At 71.9% G+C, this 19,634-nt stretch carries 21 protein-coding genes; 2 read left to right on the top strand and 19 right to left on the bottom strand.

Annotated features, from left to right (window positions below):
• Positions 1 to 96: 96 nt before the first annotated feature.
• Positions 97 to 405: a co-chaperone GroES gene (gene groES / locus IE198_RS15320; protein WP_005313390.1), complete on the bottom strand. Its 309-nt coding sequence runs from the start codon at positions 403 to 405 to the stop codon at positions 97 to 99.
• A gap of 267 nt (positions 406 to 672) precedes the next feature.
• Entirely contained in the window at positions 673 to 1,644 is a 972-nt protein-coding gene (locus IE198_RS15325; protein ID WP_189886788.1) for a polysaccharide deacetylase family protein, read from the bottom strand.
• A gap of 90 nt (positions 1,645 to 1,734) precedes the next feature.
• On the opposite strand from IE198_RS15325, the gene IE198_RS15330 reads away from it, so the two are divergent.
• Complete coding sequence (locus IE198_RS15330) at positions 1,735 to 2,913, top strand: class I SAM-dependent methyltransferase (RefSeq protein ID WP_189886790.1); 1,179 nt, start codon at positions 1,735 to 1,737, stop codon at positions 2,911 to 2,913.
• 183 nt (positions 2,914 to 3,096) lie between these two features.
• Here the strand turns inward: IE198_RS15330 and IE198_RS15335 are convergent, their stop codons facing one another.
• From IE198_RS15335 to tsaB, 7 genes are all read right to left on the bottom strand, one after another.
• Entirely contained in the window at positions 3,097 to 3,747 is a 651-nt protein-coding gene (locus tag IE198_RS15335; RefSeq protein WP_189886813.1) for a hypothetical protein, read from the bottom strand.
• 10 nt (positions 3,748 to 3,757) lie between these two features.
• Positions 3,758 to 5,002 (bottom strand): RNA polymerase sigma factor, encoded by a 1,245-nt coding sequence (locus tag IE198_RS15340; RefSeq protein WP_189886815.1) that lies wholly within the window; start codon positions 5,000 to 5,002, stop codon positions 3,758 to 3,760.
• Positions 5,003 to 5,053: 51 nt separating this feature from the next.
• Positions 5,054 to 5,410, bottom strand: coding sequence for a YciI family protein (locus tag IE198_RS15345; RefSeq protein WP_189886817.1), 357 nt, complete (start codon positions 5,408 to 5,410; stop codon positions 5,054 to 5,056).
• A gap of 104 nt (positions 5,411 to 5,514) precedes the next feature.
• The gene (locus IE198_RS15350) at positions 5,515 to 5,775 is read right to left on the bottom strand and encodes a hypothetical protein (protein WP_189886819.1); all 261 of its coding nucleotides are present in this window, start codon (positions 5,773 to 5,775) and stop codon (positions 5,515 to 5,517) included.
• Positions 5,772 to 6,866, bottom strand: coding sequence for a tRNA (adenosine(37)-N6)-threonylcarbamoyltransferase complex transferase subunit TsaD (gene tsaD, locus IE198_RS15355; RefSeq protein ID WP_100108631.1), 1,095 nt, complete (start codon positions 6,864 to 6,866; stop codon positions 5,772 to 5,774). The genes IE198_RS15350 and tsaD overlap by 4 nt, the downstream gene beginning before the upstream one ends.
• Positions 6,866 to 7,348: a ribosomal protein S18-alanine N-acetyltransferase gene (gene rimI / locus IE198_RS15360; RefSeq protein WP_100108630.1), complete on the bottom strand. Its 483-nt coding sequence runs from the start codon at positions 7,346 to 7,348 to the stop codon at positions 6,866 to 6,868. The genes tsaD and rimI overlap by 1 nt, the downstream gene beginning before the upstream one ends.
• Positions 7,345 to 7,998, bottom strand: a complete 654-nt coding sequence (tsaB, locus tag IE198_RS15365; protein WP_189886821.1) for a tRNA (adenosine(37)-N6)-threonylcarbamoyltransferase complex dimerization subunit type 1 TsaB — start codon at positions 7,996 to 7,998, stop codon at positions 7,345 to 7,347. Before tsaB ends, rimI begins: the two co-directional genes overlap by 4 nt.
• Before the next feature lie 110 nt (positions 7,999 to 8,108).
• On the opposite strand from tsaB, the gene IE198_RS15370 reads away from it, so the two are divergent.
• On the top strand, positions 8,109 to 8,669 hold the full coding sequence (locus tag IE198_RS15370; protein WP_189886823.1) for a hypothetical protein: 561 nt from the start codon (positions 8,109 to 8,111) through the stop codon (positions 8,667 to 8,669).
• Positions 8,670 to 8,707: 38 nt separating this feature from the next.
• Here IE198_RS15370 and IE198_RS15375 read toward each other — a convergent pair whose 3' ends face one another.
• The 10 genes from IE198_RS15375 to IE198_RS15420 form a co-directional block, all read right to left on the bottom strand.
• Positions 8,708 to 8,896, bottom strand: a complete 189-nt coding sequence (locus IE198_RS15375; protein WP_189886824.1) for a hypothetical protein — start codon at positions 8,894 to 8,896, stop codon at positions 8,708 to 8,710.
• A gap of 708 nt (positions 8,897 to 9,604) precedes the next feature.
• The gene (gene tsaE, locus IE198_RS15380) at positions 9,605 to 10,126 is read right to left on the bottom strand and encodes a tRNA (adenosine(37)-N6)-threonylcarbamoyltransferase complex ATPase subunit type 1 TsaE (RefSeq protein WP_189886826.1); all 522 of its coding nucleotides are present in this window, start codon (positions 10,124 to 10,126) and stop codon (positions 9,605 to 9,607) included.
• Entirely contained in the window at positions 10,098 to 11,342 is a 1,245-nt protein-coding gene (locus IE198_RS15385) for an alpha/beta fold hydrolase (RefSeq protein WP_189886828.1), read from the bottom strand. The genes tsaE and IE198_RS15385 overlap by 29 nt, the downstream gene beginning before the upstream one ends.
• Before the next feature lie 12 nt (positions 11,343 to 11,354).
• A complete protein-coding gene (alr, locus tag IE198_RS15390) occupies positions 11,355 to 12,545 on the bottom strand; it encodes an alanine racemase (protein ID WP_189886830.1) in 1,191 nt (396 codons plus the stop codon).
• A gap of 208 nt (positions 12,546 to 12,753) precedes the next feature.
• Complete coding sequence (locus tag IE198_RS15395) at positions 12,754 to 14,196, bottom strand: NAD(P)H-hydrate dehydratase (RefSeq protein ID WP_189886832.1); 1,443 nt, start codon at positions 14,194 to 14,196, stop codon at positions 12,754 to 12,756.
• Between the two features lie 320 nt (positions 14,197 to 14,516).
• Positions 14,517 to 14,885 (bottom strand): holo-ACP synthase, encoded by a 369-nt coding sequence (locus tag IE198_RS15400; RefSeq protein WP_189886834.1) that lies wholly within the window; start codon positions 14,883 to 14,885, stop codon positions 14,517 to 14,519.
• 7 nt (positions 14,886 to 14,892) lie between these two features.
• Positions 14,893 to 16,740, bottom strand: coding sequence for a glutamine--fructose-6-phosphate transaminase (isomerizing) (glmS, locus tag IE198_RS15405; protein ID WP_189886836.1), 1,848 nt, complete (start codon positions 16,738 to 16,740; stop codon positions 14,893 to 14,895).
• A gap of 36 nt (positions 16,741 to 16,776) precedes the next feature.
• Positions 16,777 to 17,568 (bottom strand): hypothetical protein, encoded by a 792-nt coding sequence (locus IE198_RS15410; protein WP_189886838.1) that lies wholly within the window; start codon positions 17,566 to 17,568, stop codon positions 16,777 to 16,779.
• Positions 17,569 to 17,695: 127 nt separating this feature from the next.
• Entirely contained in the window at positions 17,696 to 18,505 is an 810-nt protein-coding gene (locus IE198_RS15415; RefSeq protein WP_189886840.1) for an ABC transporter permease, read from the bottom strand.
• The gene (locus tag IE198_RS15420; RefSeq protein WP_189886842.1) at positions 18,502 to 19,533 is read right to left on the bottom strand and encodes an ATP-binding cassette domain-containing protein; all 1,032 of its coding nucleotides are present in this window, start codon (positions 19,531 to 19,533) and stop codon (positions 18,502 to 18,504) included. The genes IE198_RS15415 and IE198_RS15420 overlap by 4 nt, the downstream gene beginning before the upstream one ends.
• Positions 19,534 to 19,634 lie beyond the last annotated feature (101 nt).

Genomic DNA, 19,634 nt, shown 5'->3' on the forward strand with positions numbered 1-19,634 from the left:
CGGAAAGTCGTGTTCAAAGAACTGCGCCCCTCGCCGCCCGGCAATCCGCGGGGTGACCAGGGGCGCAGCTCAAAGCAATGCAGGTGAAGCCGGTGCTTACTTCTCGACGATCGCGAGCACGTCGCGGGCCGAGAGGACGAGGTACTCCTCGCCGCTGTACTTCACTTCGGTGCCGCCGTACTTGCTGTACAGCACGATGTCGCCGGTCTTCACGTCGAGCGGCAGGCGCTCGCCGTTCTCGAAGCGGCCCGGGCCCACGGCCAGGACGACGCCCTCCTGGGGCTTCTCCTTGGCAGTGTCCGGAATGACCAGGCCAGAGGCCGTGGTCTGCTCGGCGTCGAGCGGCTGGACCACGATGCGGTCCTCGAGCGGCTTGATGGCAACCTTGGAGCTGGCGGTCGTCACGATCCGACCTCCCCCTTCGGAGATCTCACGGGGTTAACTGTCTGAGGTGGCGACCAGGTGGATCCGTCGTCGCGGGTGCCGGACCTGCCCGTCGCTGTGTTGGCACTCTCACTCGGGGAGTGCCAGAGCCGAGACTATGACTGCGATTAGCACTCGGTCAAGCGGAGTGCCAATGTGGCGGCCGACAGGACCCGATCCGGTACGCACAACGCCATGCCGGCACCGATGGTTCCGGGAGGTCCTCTGCGGCTGACGACGCCGGCTCCGTCAGACGTAGTCCTCCAGCCTGGCCACCGCGTACCCCTTCGACGTCACCGTCTCCATCACCCGCCGGATCATGTCCGGCATCGTGCCCTTCCAGTCCCCCTTGCCGCGGAAGTGGGTGAGGATGATGTCGCCCGGGTGCAGGTCCCGGTCCCACTCGCGCCACTCCATGTGGTCGGGGAAGGCCTCCGCCGCCCACAGCGGCACGGCCTCGATCCCGCACTTCCCGGCGACCCGCAGGGTGTCCTTGTTGTAGTTCCCGTACGGCGGCCGCATCAGCCGCGGGCGGGTGCCGTACCGTTTCTCCAGCTTTTCCTGCTGACCGCAGATCTCACGCTTCTGCGCGCTGTACGAAAGTCCCGGCAGGTAGGGGTGGCTGAGCGTGTGGTTCTGCAGCGCCACCCCGCGGTCCTGCATCTTCTCGAAGTAGCCGTAGTCGTCGTCGATCACGTAGTCGCTGAGGAAGGCGCTGTAGGGGATCTGCAGCTCGGACATCATCCGCAGCAGCTCAGGGTCCTTCTCCGCACCGTCGTCGATCGTCAGGAAGACGACCTTCTCCTTCGTCGGGACGGTGGTGAAGACCGGTGGCAGGTCCTCGCCGCCCTTGACCTCGAAGCCCTTGCGGGTGGTGATCTTCGGCTTGACGGTGGGTGGCGGGGGTGCCGCGAGGGGAGTGCGCGCCAGTCCCCACTTCTTCGCGGCGACGGCGCGGGCCTTCTGCTTGCGCTTGACCTTTTCCACGTACGCGGAGAGCGCCCCGGCAGGACCGGCCGCATCCTGGGCCTCCGGCTTCCCGCCCTGCGGCCCCTTCTGCGCCGGCTGTCCGGCGGCGGACCCGGCCGGCGCGGCGGGGCGCGAGGCTTCCGAGGACCCGCCGGCCGCACAGCCCGAGCCGAGAGAGGCGACGATGAGCGCGGCCAGGGCCGCACGAACCCGATACGCCCTCAGCTTTCCCTTTTGTCTTACTAGCTGCATGGCGACGCATCCTGTCAGCGCCCCGCCCGCCCACCGGCCCGACACCGCCGCAGCGCGCGCACCATCCCCCGGCTGGCCCACAATGGCCCGGTGAACGACCTCGACCCGCTCGCCGCCTTTGCCGCACTGCGCACCGAGGAAGGCGGAGCGCTGCTGGCGTCGCTCGCCTCCTACGACCCGGCCCAGGAACTGTCCGTCGCGACGCGTCTGCGCCGCGAGCACCCGGCGGCCCTGGTCTCCGCCGCCCTCGGGCAGGCCCGGTTGAGGCAGCGGGCGACGGCGAAGTTCGGCGAGGAGGACGCCCGCCGGATGTTCTTCACCCCGAACGGCGTCGAACAGTCCACCCGCCGCTCGGTCGCCGCCCACCGCGCCGCACGCTTCGCCGCGCTCGGGGTACGCAGCGTCGCCGACCTGTGCAGCGGCATCGGCGGCGACGCGATCGCGCTGGCTCGGGCGGGCATCCGGGTCCTGGCCGTCGACCGCGACCCGCTCACGGCGGAAGTCGCACGTGCGAACGCCGAAGCGCTGGGCCTGTCCCTTCTGATCGAGGTCCGTTGCGCGGACGTCACGGACATCGACACCTCCCCGTACGACGCGGTCTTCGTCGACCCCGCCCGCCGCGGCGGCCGTGGCCGCATCTTCGACCCGGAGGCGTACTCCCCGCCCCTGTCCTGGGCGGTCGGCGCCGCCCGCACCCGCCCCCACGCCGCCCTGAAGGTCGCCCCCGGCATCCCTCACGAGGCAGTCCCCGAGGGCGCGGAGGCGGAGTGGATCTCGGACGGCGGCGACGTGAAGGAGGCGGTGCTCTGGTTCGGTACCGCCCAGTCCGCGATCCGCGCCACCCTTCTCCCCGGCCCGCACACCCTGACCGGCCGCAATCTCCCCGACCCGCCGGTCCGCCCGGCCGGCCGGTACCTGTACGAGCCGGACGGCGCGGCGATCCGCGCCCACCTGGTCGCGGAGGTCGCCGAGGGTGTGTCCGGCGGCCTGCTCGACGAGACCATCGCGTACATCACCTCCGACGAACTGCACTCCACCCCGTATGCGACGCCCTACGAGATCACCGACGAACTCCCCTTCAACATGAAGAAGTTGAAGGCACTGCTACGGGAACGCGAGATCGGCAACCTCACCGTGAAGAAGCGCGGCTCCGCGGTCGAACCGGAGGAGGTCCGCCGCAAGGTGAAGCCCCAGGGCCCGAACGCGGCGACGGTCTTCCTGACCCGGGTGGCGGGCGCCCCGGCGATGCTGATCGGCCGACCCCTGTAGCGGACGACACATTTGCCGTTGCCTTTGCAAAGTCCGTACGTCAGCGGCCGTTGTCACGGTTCGGGGAATGCTCATCGACCGCGCGGGGGGAACCAGGGTCGACAAGGCCCGTCTCGACGTCTTCGACGAGGATCTGACCAGACTCGGCGGCGACCTCGGCGCGACTCGACGGCTCCTGGCCCGTCAGCGGTGCGCGCCGCCCCGCACGGCGGTGGGAAGCGAGGGACGCGACACCAGCCGGAGCGCCCAACGGTAGTGCCTCACCGCCTTGGCGATACCGAGCAGGCCGGTGAGCCAGAGGATCAGGCCCAGGCCCATCAGCAGGACGACGCCGGCCAGGGTGTCGCCCGGTCGTGCGTCGGCCGGGGCGGTGAAGGAGAGCCACAGGCCGTACGCGCACAGCAGGAACGAGGGCAGGAACCAGAACAGGCTCAGGGCAGGTGCGCCGTAGCGGGCGTCGCCGGCCGGGTCGCGGGCGAGTGCGCTCCACTGGCGCAGCCGCCCGCGTAGTTCGGCGTCATGGGCGATGCCGAAGCCGACGACCAGGCCCGTCAGGATCATGCAGGCGAGCCCGATGGCGCCGAGGACCGCACCGAAGAAGTGGCTGAACATGTCCAGCCCCTCTTCGAACGTCCGCAGCGCCGCCCCGAAGATCGACCACCCCACCGCGAACCCGACCGCCGTCAGCCACAGCAGCACCAGCCGCTTGGGGTCGAGGCTCAGCCGGAGGAGCTCGCCCATCGCCTGCCGCCGGTCGGCGAGCAGCGCCTCCTGGTCGGGCCAGGTCCGTATGTCGGCAGGCGGCGGCGGAGGCGGCAGGACACGGCTGGGCATGGCGACGAGGCTACCGGGCGGTGTCCGCGGCGCGCGCCAGCAGCAGTTCCCGCTCCCGGGCGTTGCGGGTCAGCGACGCCGCGCGCTCGAACTCCGCCCGCGCCTCGTCCCGTCGGCCCAGCCGGGCCAGCAGGTCTCCACGGACGCTCGGCAGCAAGTGGTAGTCCTTGAGGGCCGGTTCGTCGGTGAGCGCGTCGACCAGTGCCAGGGCGGCCTCGGGGCCGTCGGCCATCGAGACGGCCACCGCCCGGTTCAGTTCCACCACTGGGGACGGGGTGAGTGCCGCCAGTTTCCCGTACAGGGCGGCGATCATCGCCCAGTCCGTGTCCTCGTACCGCACGGCCCGCGCGTGGCACGCGGCGATCGCGGCCTGTACGGCGTACGGGCCGTACGGGCCGCCGCCCGCGCGGTGCAGCGCCTCGATGCCGCGGCGGATCAGCAGCCGGTTCCACTTGGTGCGGTTCTGGTCGCCGAGCAGCACCGGTTCCCCCAAAGGGCCGGTGCGGGCCGGGATCCGGGAGGCCTGGATCTCCAACAGGGCTGCCAGGCCGTGCACTTCGGACTCGTCCGGCATCAGCGCGGCCAGTACGCGTGCCAGCCGCAGCGCGTCCTCGCACAGCGCGGGGCGGACGAGGTCGTCGCCGGCGGTCGCCGAGTAACCCTCGTTGAAGATCAAGTAGATGACGTCGAGCACGGACCCGAGGCGGGCTGCGCGGTCCTCGCCGTACGGCACCTCGAAGTGGACACCCGCCTTCGCCAGCGACCGCTTGGCCCGGACGATGCGCTGCGCGACCGTGGACTCCGCGGCCAGGAAGGCGCGGGCGATCTCCTCGGTGGTCAGGCCGCCGAGCAGTTTCAGGGTGAGGGCGATCCGCGCGTCCGTGGACAGCACCGGATGGCAGGCGGTGAAGATCAGCCGCAGCAGGTCGTCGTCGATGTCCTCGGGGTCCGACGGCTCGACCGGGGGCCCGACGTCCTCCAGGGTGCGACCGACCTCTGCCAGCTTGCGCGCGTACGTCTCCTTGCGGCGTACGAGGTCGATCGCACGGTGCTTGGCGGTGGCCATGAGCCAGGCTCCCGGCCTGTCCGGGACGCCCGACTCCGGCCACTGCTCCAGCGCGGCGACCAGAGCGTCCTGCGCGAGTTCCTCGGCGATGCCCACGTCCCGCACGATGCGGGCGGCACCGGCGATGATCCGCGCGGACTCGATCCTGAACACCGCTTCGACCGTCGCGGTCGCTCCTGCTGCCGTCACGGCCACCCATCAGAGCAGCCGGGACGAACGGCAGGCAAGCGCGGCCCGGGTTCAGCCCTCCTCGATCTCGCGGACCTCGCAGGTGATCGTCCATTCCTTCGGATGGATCTCGAGGAAGCGCTTGGCCCACTCCAGAGCCTCGGCCTTGTCCTTGCACTGTGTGATCGAGTAGCCGCCGATGACTTCCTTGGTCTCCGTGAAGGGCCCGTCGGTGTAGGAGATATTGCCGTCGGACCACGTGACGCGGGTGCCGTCGGAGGTCGGCCGGAGGCCGGCGGTGTCCAGCATGACGCCGGCCTTGGTGATCTCCTCCAGCAGAGCGCCCATCCGATCCCCGAAGTCCTTGGGGAAGTCGTTCTCGGAGATCTGGTTCTCCTCGATGCGGATCATCGTCAGAAAGCGCGGCATGGTGACTCCTCGTCCCGTGAGTACGAGGCCGTTCCCCGCCTCTCACCCATGCGTCGAACGGGAGACCGCCGGATCGACACACCTGCCGAAGTTTTTCCCAGGAATCATCCGCCGAGCGATTCGAAACGCCAGCGGTGCACCGGCCGGGTGATCAGATCGGCCGCCGGTTCGGGGAGTTCGGGCAGATCGGCGGCCATATCGGCCACCTCCCACCAGGTGATCACCAGCACCCGGTCGCCACTCGCACGGAAGGTCTCACGGCGCAGCGGCTCGCGCCCCAGCTGCTGCGCCCTGGCCCACTCCAGCAGCTCCGCGCCGCGGTCCTGGACGGCCCGGGCCTCCCACATCAGCGCGACGACAGTCATGAGTACAGATTGTCCTTGCTGACCTCGTGTACATGGTCGTGGTCGGGCGCGCCCGGCACGTGCGGATCCGTCACCGGCAGCGACGAGTCCGCCGACAGCTCCCAGTCGGAGGCGGGCCTGCCCCGGGCGACCATCTCGGCCCCCAGTGCGGCGACCATCGCTCCGTTGTCCGTGCACAGCTTCGGCCTCGGCACGCGCAGCCGGACACCCGCCCGCTCGCAGCGCTCCTCGGCGAGCGCGCGCAAGCGCGAGTTGGCCGCGACGCCGCCGCCGATCATCAGGTGGTCGACGCCCTCGTCCTTGCAGGCGCGCACCGCCTTGCGGGTCAGCACGTCGACGACCGCCTCCTGGAAGGACGCCGCCACATCCCGCACCGGCACCTCCTCGCCGGCCGCGCGCTTCGCCTCGATCCAGCGCGCCACGGCCGTCTTGAGGCCGGAGAAGGAGAAGTCGTACGCCGGGTCCCTGGAACCGCTCAGTCCGCGCGGGAACGCGATCGCCTTCGGGTCGCCCTCCTTGGCGAGGCGGTCGATCACCGGGCCGCCCGGGAAGCCCAGGTCCAGGACGCGCGCGATCTTGTCGAAGGCCTCGCCCGCCGCGTCGTCGATCGTCGCGCCCATGGGCCGTACGTCGGCGGTGATGTCGGGCGCGAGCAGCAGCGAGGAGTGGCCGCCGGAGACCAGCAACGCCATCGTCGGCTCGGGCAGCGGGCCGTGCTCGAGCTGGTCGACGCAGATGTGGGAGGCCAGATGGTTGACCCCGTACAGCGGCTTGCCCAGGGCGTACGCGTACGCCTTCGCCGCCGAGACGCCCACCAGCAGCGCGCCCGCGAGGCCCGGGCCTGCCGTGACCGCGATGCCGTCGAGGTCGCGCGCGCTCACCCCCGCGTCCTTCAGCGCACGCTCGATGGTCGGCACCATCGCCTCCAGGTGGGCGCGCGAGGCGATCTCGGGCACGACGCCGCCGAAGCGGGCGTGCGTGTCGACGCTGGAGGCGATCGCGTCGGCGAGCAGGGTCGTGCCGCGGACGATGCCGACGCCGGTCTCGTCGCAGGAGGTCTCGATGCCGAGTACGAGCGGTTCGTCAGCCATCAGTTGGTCTCTGTTCCTTGTACGGTCAGTCGCATGACGAGGGCGTCGATGTTGCCCGGCTGGTAGTAGCCGCGGCGGAATCCGATGGGCTCGAAGCCGAAACGCTCGTACAGCTTCTGGGCCCTTGTGTTGTCCACCCGCACCTCGAGCAGCACCTCGTCGCACTCGAAGGCGGTGGCGTGCTGCAGCAGGTCGGTGAGCAGCCGGGCGCCGAGGCCGGTGCCCCACTGGTCCCGGTCGACGGCGATGGTCTGCACGTCACCGAGGCCGCCGGCCGCCGCGAGGCCCGCGTAGCCGACGATCGTCCCGTCCTCGGTCTCCGCAACCACATAGCGGCGGGTGGCCTTCGGGCCGCGTGCATGCGCGAGTTCGGACCAGAACATGCCGGGCGACCAGGCGTCCTCGGGAAACAGCTCGTTCTCGAGCTCCAGCACCGGCTCCAGGTCCCACCAGCGCATCTCACGCAGGGTGGCGGCGCTCACTTCGGGGTGACCACCTTGTAGTTCTTGGGGACCTGCGCGTCGGGGCGGCGCAGGTACAGCGGCTGCGGGGGCAGGAACTCCCCGCCTGCCTCGAGCTTCTCCGCGGCCAGCGCGGCGAGCGCCGCGGCGCTCACATGCTCGGGGCCGCGGGCATCCGGGAACGTCTCCGGGTAAAGCAGCGCGCCCGCGCCGACGGCCGGCAGACCCGCGACCTGCTCGGCGATCTCCGCGGGGCGGTCGACGGCCGCGTCGGTCGCGCGGGTGCGGGCGTTCTCGTAACGCGCCCAGTAGACCTCCTTGCGCCGCGCGTCGGTCGCCACCACGAAGGGCTCGTCGAGTCCCGCCTCGTACGCCAGACCGTCCAGCGTGCACACTCCGTGTACGGGGACGCCGAGCGCCGACGCGAAGGTCGCGGCGGTGACCAGTCCGACCCGCAGACCCGTGTACGGGCCCGGGCCGACGCCCACCACGACGCCGGTCACGGCGTCGATCTTCACGCCCGCCTCGGCGAGCACCCGGTCGACGGCGGGAAGCAGCAGTTCCCCGTGACGGCGCGCGTCCACACGACTCGACGCGGCGACGACGGAAGTGCCGTCGTGGAGGGCGGCGGTGACGGCGGGTGTGGCGGTATCCATGGCGAGCAAGAGCACGCAAACAGCCTACGGCCACGGCGAGGGGGCCACGGCGGCACCGTCGAACGGAGCCGCGGTGCTACCGTCACCAGGAGTACAGACATTCGGGGATCCGAGAGGTGGACAGGGTGGCACGGAGCAGCTCGGGAGTCGTGGCCGGGCTCACGGCGGCCGCGTTGGCCGTCGTCGGTTTCCTCGCCTACCAGGCGTCGGCGAACGTTCCCGACAACCTCGCCTCGAAGCGGCCGAGTGCCGGCCCCTCGGCGACGGCCCCCGGCGCCACGCCGTCGGCCGAGCCCGAGGACCTGCTGGTCGTACCCGCCGACTCCGGCACCGGCATGCGTGTCGTGTACGCGCTCGGCGACCGGCGGGTGTGGCTCGTCGACGCCAATGAGAGGGCGCAGCGGAGCTTCGGGGTCATGCCGTCCACCGTCAGCCCCAAGCCCGGGTCCTACGCGGTGACCTCACGGTCCGGCAGCGTCTCCGGCTCCGACGGGGTGCCGATCGAGCACGTGGTGCGGTTCGCGAGCGTGGACGGCGTGACCGTCGGCTTCAGCGCAGCGGTCGACGGCTCTATGGCCAGCCCCGACCCGACGCAGAAGACGGGCGGCGTGCGGATGAAGCGGGCCGACGGCGACGCCTTGTGGGTCTTCGCGACGATCGGCTCGAAGGTGGTCGTCGTCCCGTAGCTACCCGTACGGGTGGCCACGTACGAACCTGGTGCGAATCAGGCGGCGTCGCGGTGCGTGGCCCCGCTCGCGCGGGGCGGGGTCGACACGGCGCTGGCCGCCGCGCACGCCGCCAGCAGATCCCGCATCGACACGGCCGGGACGTCGGACGTGGGGGGCGCCTCCGGGGCCCTGGGCCTGGGCGCCTTCTCCGCTTCGCGCTTCGCTGCGTGCTCCGATGCCGGCATGGACGCCTCCTGGGGTCGGGGGCGGGCGAGGTTAGGTTGACCTAACCAGGTCTCCCTACCATGTCATCACGCGCGATGCCGCGGGCGCAACACTTTCCCGACGTCTTGTCGGAACGTGCCGCCTGCGTTGCGGCCCCGGGCCGGGTTGCTGCGGCAATGCAGGTGCGGGTTCCGCTGCGCGGGGCTGTTCCCCACCCCGCCTCTTTCGCGGAAACCGGGCTCCGCACCGGCCCCGTGCATGCGCTCCACGCGGTGTTCGGGGCTCCGACCCGGGCCCGTACCGCGCTTGGCGCGGTGTCCTCAAGCGACGGATGGGCTGCCTTCCACGCCCGGCTGGGCCAGGGGGCGCGCGGAGATGCGGGGCCGGAGCTCCCGGAAACGGGGCCGGGCGGCGCCCGGTCCGGGGTACCACCCCCGCCGCCAGGCGCAGGCCGGAGGGCGGGGTGGGGAAACCCCACCCACCGGCGGGAGCAAACCGTCGCCCGGAGCAGGGGGACGCGCAGAGGGCGTGTTCCGGGACGTAAGGCGCCGTTGGGCGGGGCCTGCAAGTACGGGAAAGCAGTCCCGGGCATGCCCCCGGAGGCGGAAGCCGGACGCACACGATACGGACCGGGTCACGCCCGGAAACGCGGGCCGGCCCCCGGGGCGTCACGCGCACGGACCGGGCCACGCCCGGCAACCGGGCCCGGTCCGCCGCCCACCCGACGGCTACGCGGAGGTGGCCGCGAGGTCCGCGTCCGCCCAGCGGACGCCGTGGCCGACGAGCGTCACCACGCGGCGATCGTCGTCCGTGTCGCCCACCACCCGGTCGATGATCACGTGCAGCCGGTCCTCCGAGAGGTCCTCCACCTTGCCGTCGCCCCACTCCACGACGACCACCGACTCCGGGAGCGAGACGTCGAGGTCGAGGTCCTCCATCTCGTCGAGGCCGCCGCCCAGCCGGTACGCGTCGACGTGCACCAGCGCAGGGCCGCCCGTCAGGGACGGGTGGACGCGGGCGATGACGAACGTCGGTGAGGTGACGGCGCCGCGGACGCCGAGCCCCTCGCCGAGGCCGCGGGTCAGAGTCGTCTTTCCGGCCCCGAGCTCGCCCGTGAGCATCACCAGGTCGCCGGGGCGCAGCAGCTTCGCGAGGCTGCGCCCCAGGTCCTGCATCTGCTCGGGGGAGTCCACCGAGAGACGTACGGAGGCGGCGGCGGTCTCAGCCACCGGGCTGTGCGGTGCTTCCATACCGACCAACGTTAGCCGCTGCCGGTACCGCCCCGACCCGCACCAGAAGGTCCGCGAGCCGGTCGGTGACCGCCTCCGGGTGCTCCAGCATCACCAGGTGGCCGCCGTCCGGCACGATGACCAGCTCCGCGTTCCGCAGGACGTCCGCGATCGCCTCGCTGTGCGTACTGGGTGTGACCAGGTCCTTGTCACCCGCGAGGACGAGCACCGGGAACCCTTGGAAGACGGCGAGCGCCTCCGCCTTGTCGTGTTCTGCGAAGGCCGGGTAGAACTCGGCGACCACGTCGATCGGCGTGGACTCGATCATCCGCTCCGCGAACCTGGCCACCGCCGGGTCGACGTCCTTCGAGGAGAACGAGTACCGCTTGATGAGGCCGGCGAACAGGTCCGCCGTGGCCTGCCGGCCCCGTTCGACCAGCTCGGCCTGGGAGCCCAGGGCGCGCAGCACGCCCGGCAGCACGCGCCGGACCACGTTCACTCCGGCGACCGGCAGGCCGTAGCTGACCTCGCCGAGTCTGCCGGACGAGGTGCCGACGAACGCCGCGCCGACCACGCGTTCCCGCACGAGCTCCGGGTAATGGGCCGCGAGCGCCATCATCGTCATGCCGCCCATGGAGTGGCCGACCAGCACCAGCGGCCCTTCGGGCGCCGCCGCGTCGATGACGGCCTTCAGGTCGCGGCCCAGCTGGTCGATGGTGACCGGCAGGCTGCCGGAACCGGCGTGCGAGGCACCCCGGCCGGAACGGCCGTGGCTGCGCTGGTCCCAGTGGACCGTGCGGACCAGGCCGCGCAGCGCGGCGCGCTGGAAGTGCCACGAGTCCTGGCTGAGGCAGTAGCCGTGGCTGAAGACGACCGTCACCGGAGCCGGCGTCTTGCGCCCGAAGAGCCTTCGGCGACGCGGCGCGGCGGCCTCCGGGTCGATCTCGTCGACCTCGTAGTAGAGCGCCGTGCCGTCGTCGGCGAGCGCTTTGCCCGGGGTGCCGCGCAGAGCGCCGTACGGGCCTGCCGCATCGAGCGCGAGACGGGCCTTCTTGCGCATCCCGCGCCCGACGGTGAGCCGTTCGAGCGCGACACCCGCGGCGGCGCCCGCCGCGACCACGCCTATCGCCGCACCGGCGAAGCCCGCGCGCCGCCAGTTGTCCGAAGCCGCGGCGGCCGCCGCGGCAGCAGCGTCGACGGCGGCCTCGGCCACGTCCCCCGTACCGGTCTCGCTCACCGTGCCGCTCTCCTACTCGTGGGGGTGTTCCTCGAAGTTGTCGAGGTCCTCGTTCAGATAGACGCGTGGGACCCGGGTACCGATGCGTGTGACGATCTCGTACGCGATGGTCCCCGCGGCCTGCGCCCAGTCCTCGGCGCTCGGTTCGCCCAGGTCGCCCGGGCCGAACAGCACTGCCTCCGAGCCCTCCGGGATCTTCTGCCCGCCGAGGTCCACGACGAACTGGTCCATCGCGACCCGGCCGGCCACCCGCCGCCACTCGCCCGCGACCAGGACCGGCCCGCTGCCGGAGGCATGGCGCGGGATGCCGTCCGCGTATCCGACGGGGATCAGGCCGAGGGTGGTCTCGCCGTCGGTGACGTAGTGGTGGCCGTAACTGACCCCATGGCCCGCGGGCACGTGCTTGACGAGGGCGACGGAGGCGGCGAGCGTCATCACAGGGCGCAGCCCGAAGTCGGCGGAGGTGCCCAGCTCCGGGCTGGGCGAGATGCCGTACATGGCGATGCCGGTGCGTACGAGGTCGAAGTGCGCTTCCGGGATCGTGAGTGTCGCCGGGGAGTTGGCCATGTGGCGGACCTCCGGCTCGATGCCGGCCTTCTCCGCGTGGTCGACCATGTCGTGGAAGACACCGAGCTGGGCGGCGATCGAGGGGTGGCCCGGTTCGTCGGCGCACGCGAAATGGGACCACAGGCCGGTGACGTCGACGAGCCCGTCCTCCTCCGCCGTGCGTGCGGCGGCGACCAGTTCGGGCCAGTCGGCGGGCTGGCAGCCGTTGCGTCCGAGGCCGGTGTCGGCCTTGAGCTGGATCCGGGCGGGCCGGCCCGCCTCCCTGGCCGCCGCGATGACCTCTTCGAGTGCCCACATGCCGCTCACCGACATGTCGAGGTCCGCGTCGATGCCCTCGCGCCAGGGGCCGCCGGGCGTCCACAGCCAGCACATGATCCGGCCCTGCAGGCCTGCGTCGCGCAGGGCGAGCGCCTCTTGAGGGGTGGCCGTGCCGAGCCAGGTCGCGCCCGCCTCGAGCGCCGCGCGGGCGCAGGGCACCATGCCGTGTCCGTACGCGTCCGACTTCACGACGGCCATCAGAGCGGCGTGCGGTGCCCGGGCACGCAGGGCGCGCACGTTGGCGCGCAGGGCGCCGAGGTCTATCTCGGCACGTGCGCGCAGTGGTGCGGTTCGGCGGGTCGGTGCTGTGTGGCTCATCCCGCCCAGTGTCTCAGAGCCGTACGGCCGGATCCGTACGGCAGGCGGTCGCGTGCGTCACTGGGCGGGGCGCCAGGATCTCGGATCCGGCGCCGGGACGCCCGGCAGGTGGGGCGTCGGCCACTCCCGCGAGGACGGGCTGCGCGCCGCGGGCGCACCTGCCGGACCGGCGACCGCACCGGCGCGCCGCGTCCATGGCCGTGGCTGGTCAGTCGGCGTGCACGTCCCGCCACGCGGCGGGAAGCGCCGCGGCCACCTGCATCGCCGTGATCGGCACGCCCCGGGCTGCCGTGTGACGGGCCGCCAGGCCGTGCAGATACGCGGCGGCCGAGCCCGCGTCGCGCGCGTCGAGCCCGGCGGCGAGCAGCGAACCGGCCAGCCCGGACAACACGTCGCCGCTGCCCGCCGTGGCGAGCCACGGAGTGCCCATCGGGTTGACCCGGACCGGTGCACGCTCCCGGCGGGGCGGGGCGACCAGGGTCGTCGAGCCCTTGAGCAGCACCGTGGCCCCGAAACGCGCGGCCAGTTCCCGTACGGAGTCGAGCCGCGCGGCCTCCACCGCCTCCCGCGCGACGCCGAGCAGCGCCGCAGCCTCCCCCGCGTGCGGGGTCAGCAGGGTGGGGGCTTGCCGATCCCGTACGGCCGCGGCGTCCAGCAGGCGCAGCCCGTCCGCGTCGACGAGCACGGGCACGTCGGAGGCGAGCACCTCGCCCACGGCGTCCGCGTTGTCACCGAGCCCCGGGCCGACGACCCACGCCTGCACACGGCCCGCCTTGCCCGGGGGGCCGGAGTGGACCAGGGTCTCGGGGAAGCGGGTGACCACCGCGTCGGCCGCCGGGCCGACGTACCGCACGGCCCCGGAGCCGCCGTGCAGCGCGCCCGCGACCGAGAGCACGGCCGCACCCGGATAGCGCGCGGACCCGGCGACGACGCCGACCACACCGCGCCGGTACTTGTCGCTCTCCGCGGCCGGTACCGGCAACAGCCGGTCGAGGTCCCCGTGTTGCAGCGCCTCCAGCTCCGGCAGGGACGGCAGGTGGTCCTCGAGGCCGATGTCCACGAGCCGCACGGTGCCTGCGTACTCCTTGGCCGGATCGACGAGCAGCCCGGGCTTGTACGTTCCGAAGGTCACGGTCGCGTCCGCGAGCAGCGCCTCGCCCGGCACCTGGCCCGTGTCCGCCTCGACCCCGCTGGGCAGGTCGACGGCGACGATCACGGCGTTCGAGCCGCGGGCGGCCCGGGCCACGGGGACGGCCTGGGCGCGCAGGCCGCCGTGGCCGCCGATGCCGGTGATCCCGTCCAGCACCAGGTCGGCGGAGGCGAGCACCTCGAACGGGTCGTCCGCGATGCTCCCGCCGGCGGCGAGCAGCGCGGCGAGACCTCCAGGGTGCATACGGTCGCGCGCGAGGGGTACGGCGACGACGCCGGCGCCGCGACGCGCCAGGCGGGCCCCGGCGTACAGGGCGTCGCCGCCGTTGTCGCCGCTGCCGACGAGCAGCACGACCCGCGCGCCGTACACCCTCCCGAGCAGTCCTGCACAGGCCGCGGCCAGCCCGGCGGCGGCGCGCTGCATCAGCGCGCCCTCCGGCAGCCGTGCCATCAGCTGTGCCTCGGCGTGCCTCACGGTCTCCACGCTGTACGCAGTACGCATGGCCCCGAGTCTGCCGCACGCGCGCCTCCTGGGCGCGGGTTGCGCCTGCGGCGGCCTTGCCCCTCCCCGCCCTTTCCCGAAACCGGGGCACGCCCCGGTCCCCGGTACCGCGCTTCGCGCGGTGGCCTCAATCTCCCCTACGGCCTGGCGTCCATGGGCGGTGCCCCCAGGCGGGCTGCCGGCGTTCGAGCCGCGGGGGTCCGGGTGGGGTCCCCCACGACGCCAGGCCGTAGGGGGAGGAGCCCCCGTAAACGGGCCCGGGCGGAGCCCAATTTCGGGAAGGGGCGGGGAGGGGAACCAGCCCGCGCAGCGGTCACCGGCTACCCCTCCGCGATGACCACCGCCGACGCGATGCCGGCGTCGTGACTGAGCGACACGTGCCAGGAGCGGACGCCGAGTTCGGCTGCGCGGGCCGCGACCGTGCCGTGGACGCGGAGCAGCGGGCGGCCCGAGTCCTCCACGTACACCTCGGCGTCCGTCCACAGCAGGCCCGCCGGCGCCCCGAGGGCCTTCGCGAGGGCCTCCTTCGCGGCGAACCGCGCCGCGAGGGAGGCGTACCCCCGTTGCTCCCCGCTCGGGAGCAACAACTCCTGTTTCAGGAAGAGCCGCTCGGCCATCCCCGGTGTCCGCTTCATGGACGCGGCGAAGCGGTCGACCTCCGCCACGTCGATCCCCACCCCGATGATCATTCGACGCTCACTCCACCGTCACTGACTTCGCCAGGTTCCGCGGCTGGTCCACCTCGTTGCCGCGGGCCGTCGCCAGCTCGCAGGCGAAGACCTGCAGCGGCACCGTCGCGACCATCGGCTGGAGCAGCGTCGGCGTCGCCGGGATGCGGATCAGGTGGTCCGCGTACGGCACCACCGCCTCGTCCCCTTCCTCCGCGATCACGATGGTCCGGGCGCCACGGGCCCGGATCTCCTGGATGTTGGACACGATCTTGTCGTGCAGCACCGAGCGGCCGCGCGGCGAGGGTACGACGACCACCACCGGCAGGTCCTCGTCGATCAGCGCGATCGGCCCGTGTTTGAGCTCACCCGCCGCGAACCCTTCGGCATGCATGTACGCGAGCTCCTTGAGCTTCAGCGCACCCTCCAGTGCCACGGGATAACCGACGTGGCGCCCCAGGAACAGCACCGTGTTCTTGTCCGCCAGGGAGCGGGCCAGTTCCCGCACCGGTTCCATCGTCTCCAGCACCCGGTCGACCTGGCCGGAGATCTGCGCCAGGTCGCGGACGACGGCCCGGATCTCGTCCGCCCACTTCGTGCCGCGGACCTGCCCCAGGTAGAGCGCCACCAGGTAACAGGCGACCAACTGCGTCAGGAACGCCTTCGTGGACGCCACCGCGACCTCGGGTCCGGCGTGCGTGTAGAGCACGGCGTCGGACTCCCGGGGGATCGTCGACCCGTTGGTGTTGCAGATCGCGAGGACCTTGGCGCCCTGCTCACGGGCGTGCCGCAACGCCATCAGGGTGTCCATGGTCTCGCCGGACTGCGAGATGGCGATCACCAGCGTCTGCTGGTCCAGGATCGGGTCCCGGTAGCGGAACTCGCTCGCCAGCTCGACCTCGCACGGGATACGCGTCCAGTGCTCGATGGCGTACTTGGCGATCAGGCCCGCGTGGAAGGCCGTACCGCAGGCGACGATGACGACCTTGTCCGCCTCGCGCAGCACGGACTGCGCGATGCGGACCTCGTCGAGGGTCAGCGCGCCCGAGGCGTCGATACGGCCGAGGAGCGTGTCGGCGACGGCCTTGGGCTGCTCGGCGATCTCCTTGAGCATGAAGTAGTCGTAACCCCCCTTCTCGGCCGCTGAGGCGTCCCAGTCCACGTGGTAGGACCGTACGTCCGCGGGCTCCCCGTCGAAGCCGGTGATCGTCACGCCGTCGCGGCGGAGCTCCACGACCTGGTCCTGACCCAGCTCGATCGCGGACCGCGTGTGGGCGATGAACGCGGCCACGTCCGAGGCGAGGAAGGACTCGCCCTCGCCGACGCCCACCACCAGCGGAGAGTTGCGCCGCGCGCCGACCACCACGTCCGGCTCGTCCGCATGGACCGCGACCAGGGTGAACGCGCCCTCCAACCGTCTGCACACCATCCGCATCGAGTCCGCGAGGTCCCCGCAGGAGGAGAACGACTCCGCCAGCAGGTGGGCGACGACCTCGGTGTCGGTCTCCGACTCCAGTTCGTGGCCGCGCTCGGCCAGCTCGGAGCGCAGGGCGGCGAAGTTCTCGATGATGCCGTTGTGCACGACGGCGACGCGACCGGCGTTGTCCAGGTGAGGGTGCGCGTTGGCGTCGGTGGGCCCCCCGTGCGTGGCCCAGCGGGTATGGCCGATGGCGGTCGAACCACTCGGCAGCGGCCGCTCCCCCAGTTCCTTCTCCAGATTGACGAGCTTGCCCGCCTTCTTCGCAGCGGCGAGTCCCCCGTCGGCGAGTACCGCGACTCCGGCCGAGTCGTAGCCGCGGTACTCGAGCCGCTTCAGCCCGGCGATGACCACATCGAGCGCCGACTGTCCGCCGACGTAACCCACGATTCCGCACATGTCGGCAGCCTACGGCCAGCAGCGCGGACGGGCAGGTCAGTCGAGCTTGGCCACCTGGGCGTCGATGACCGCCGTGGGCAGCGGAAGGTCGCCCTTCTCGACGGGGGCCGTGATGTTGAACGAGGAGAACGAGGCCAGGGAGCCGCCCTTGCGCACGGCCGCCAGGTTGAAGGGCAGCTTCTCGCCGTCCTGCTCCGCCGTCATCGCCCAGGCCACCGCTTCGTCGCCGCCGGAGACCTTCGCCTCGCTGATCTTCACGACCTTCTGCTCGGTGCCCGCCATGGTCATGGTGAAGCCGGCGGCACAGGCGGTCCCCGCGGACCTCAGGGCCGCGACGGCGTCGGCCGCGCCCTTGCCGTCGTACGAGGACACCGAGACCAGGGACGTGGTGATGTCGAACGCGTCGGTGAACGCGTCGTCCATCTCCTCCTCCGTCATGTCACCGGGGTCCTTCCCCGCGTCCCCCGCCTTGGGCTCCGCGGTGACCCTGCGCTTCACCGTCGCCCCGGGCTCGCCCAGGGGCACCCCGGCCAGAGCCTTGGCCAGGGGCTCACACTCTGCCTTGTCCGTCGTGACGTCCTTGGCCGCGATCTCGTCCTGCGGGCCGGTCTTCGCCACCTTGTGGCCCTTGACGTCGCCCTCGGCGAGCGCGAGCTTCTCCAGCTCGGCCGCGGTCAGCGCCTTTGCCGCGGGCTCGGCGGCAGCGGCCTCCTTGTCCTTGTCCTTCGTCCCCCCGTCGGAGCCTTCGCCACTGCAGGCGGTGACCAGCAGAACCAGTGACGCCGCGGCGGCGGCCAGAGCGGTACGGCGTACAGCAGTGCTTCGCATTGCACGACTTCCTCGGTGTGATCGCAGCGACCCCTCCCGGGGCGGCGGATCACTCCGGGCCGACCCCGTATCGCTGCTGGTGAGCCGTACGATAGCCCGCCCGGCGGACGACACCCGGCCCACCGCCTCACACCTTCGCCCGGTAGGCCCGCATCGCCAGCGGACAGAACACCAGGGTGATGCCGGCAGCCCACACCAGCGACCACATCACCGGCTCGGCCACGGGGCCACCGAGCAGCAGCCCGCGGAACGCGTCGGACAGATGCGTCACCGGATTCACGTCACTGAAGGCCTGCAACCAGCCCGGCATGGTGTCGACCACCACGAAGGCGCTGCTGGTGAAGGTGATCGGGAAGATCAGCGTGAAGCCGAACGCCTGCACCTTCTCCGCGTCGCCCGCCAGCATTCCGATGAGCACCGCGCTCCACGACACGGCCGCGGCGAACACGACCAGCAACAGCGCGCCGAGCAGGAAGCCCCCGAAGCCGCCGGTCACGCGGAAGCCGAGCAGCAGGCCGAGGCCGATCATCAGGAGCATGGCCCACACATGCTTGGTGAGGTCCGCGGCTATACGGCCGACGAGCGGGGCGGATCGCGCTATCGGCAGGCTCCGCAGCCGGTCGAAGACGCCCTTGGTCAGGTCGGTGTTCAACGCCATGGCCGTGTACATGGTCATGAAGAGGGTGTTCTGCACGATGATCCCGGGGAGGGCGTACTTCAGATACGCATCCGGGGACCCGGCCATCTGCCCGCCCAGCACATAGGTGAACAGAAAGACGAACATGATCGGCGTGATGCTGTAGTCCACCAGCTCCAGCGGGTTGTGCTTGACCGCCACCAGGCTCCGCCAGGCCATCGTGAACGTCTGCCGCAGCCCGTCGAGCGGCTTCACCCTTCCCGACCGGCCCGGCGCGAGAGGCATCGTCGTCGCGGTCATGTCGAACTCACCGCCCTCTCCCTCGCGTGCTCGCCGACCGCGCCACCGGCCTCGTCGGTCGCCTGGGCCGATTCGTCGGGCTGGTCGGACTCCTCGGGCTCGGCCCGGTGCCCGGTCAGCGCCAGGAACACCTCGTCCAGCGACGACCGCCGCAGCGTCAGCTCGCCCACGGCTATCCCCTCGCGGTCCAGCCTGCGCACCACCGCCGGCATCAGCTCGGCGTCCTTGACCGGCACGGTGACCGACTCGCCCTCGATCTGCGTCCGGGTCCCCGCCGTCTCCGCCACCAGCGCGTGCGTACGCACCAGGTCGTCCGCGGCGAGCGGCCGGACCTGCAGCACCTGACCGCCGACCTCGGACTTCAGGGCGTCCGGCGTGCCCTCGGCGATGACACGGCCCTTGTCGATGACCACGATGTCGTCGGCGAGCTGATCCGCCTCGTTCAGATACTGGGTGGTCAGCAGCGCGGTCGCGCCGTCGGCTATGAGGGCACGCAGCATGCCCCACAGCTCTCCGCGGCTTTGCGGGTCCAGGCCCGTCGTCGGCTCGTCCAGGAACAGGATGCTCGGCCGTCCGACCAGGCTCGCCGCCAGGTCCAGCCGGCGACGCATACCGCCGGAGAACGTCTTCACGGCCCGGCCGGCGGCGTCGCTGAGCCGGAACCGGTCCAGCAACTCGGCGGCCCGCGCCCTGGCCCCCCGTCTCTGCAGACCGAGCAGACGGCCGATGAGCAGCAGATTCTCGGTACCGGTCAGATTCTCGTCCACCGCCGCGTACTGCCCGGTGAGACCGATGAGGGAGCGCACGACTCCCGCTTCCCGGACGACGTCGTGGCCCGCGACGGTCGCCCTGCCCGCGTCGGGGGTGAGCAGCGTGGCGAAGATCCGCACCGCGGTCGTCTTCCCCGCCCCGTTCGGCCCGAGAAGACCCAGCACCGAGCCGGTGCGGGCCGCCAGGTCGACGCCTGCCAGCGCCTCGGTCTCCTTGAAACGCTTGGCCAGGCCTTCCGCCTGGATCGCGTACGTCATGGGACACCCCTCGGGGATTCGGACGTCTCGGGTCGGCGCCCACCTCTCCGGTCAACTGTGACGCACACCACTGACATTCCTCGCCGGGGCCCGCTCCGCGT

The organism is Streptomyces xantholiticus, assembly GCF_014651015.1.
Taxonomy (GTDB): domain Bacteria; phylum Actinomycetota; class Actinomycetes; order Streptomycetales; family Streptomycetaceae; genus Streptomyces; species Streptomyces xantholiticus.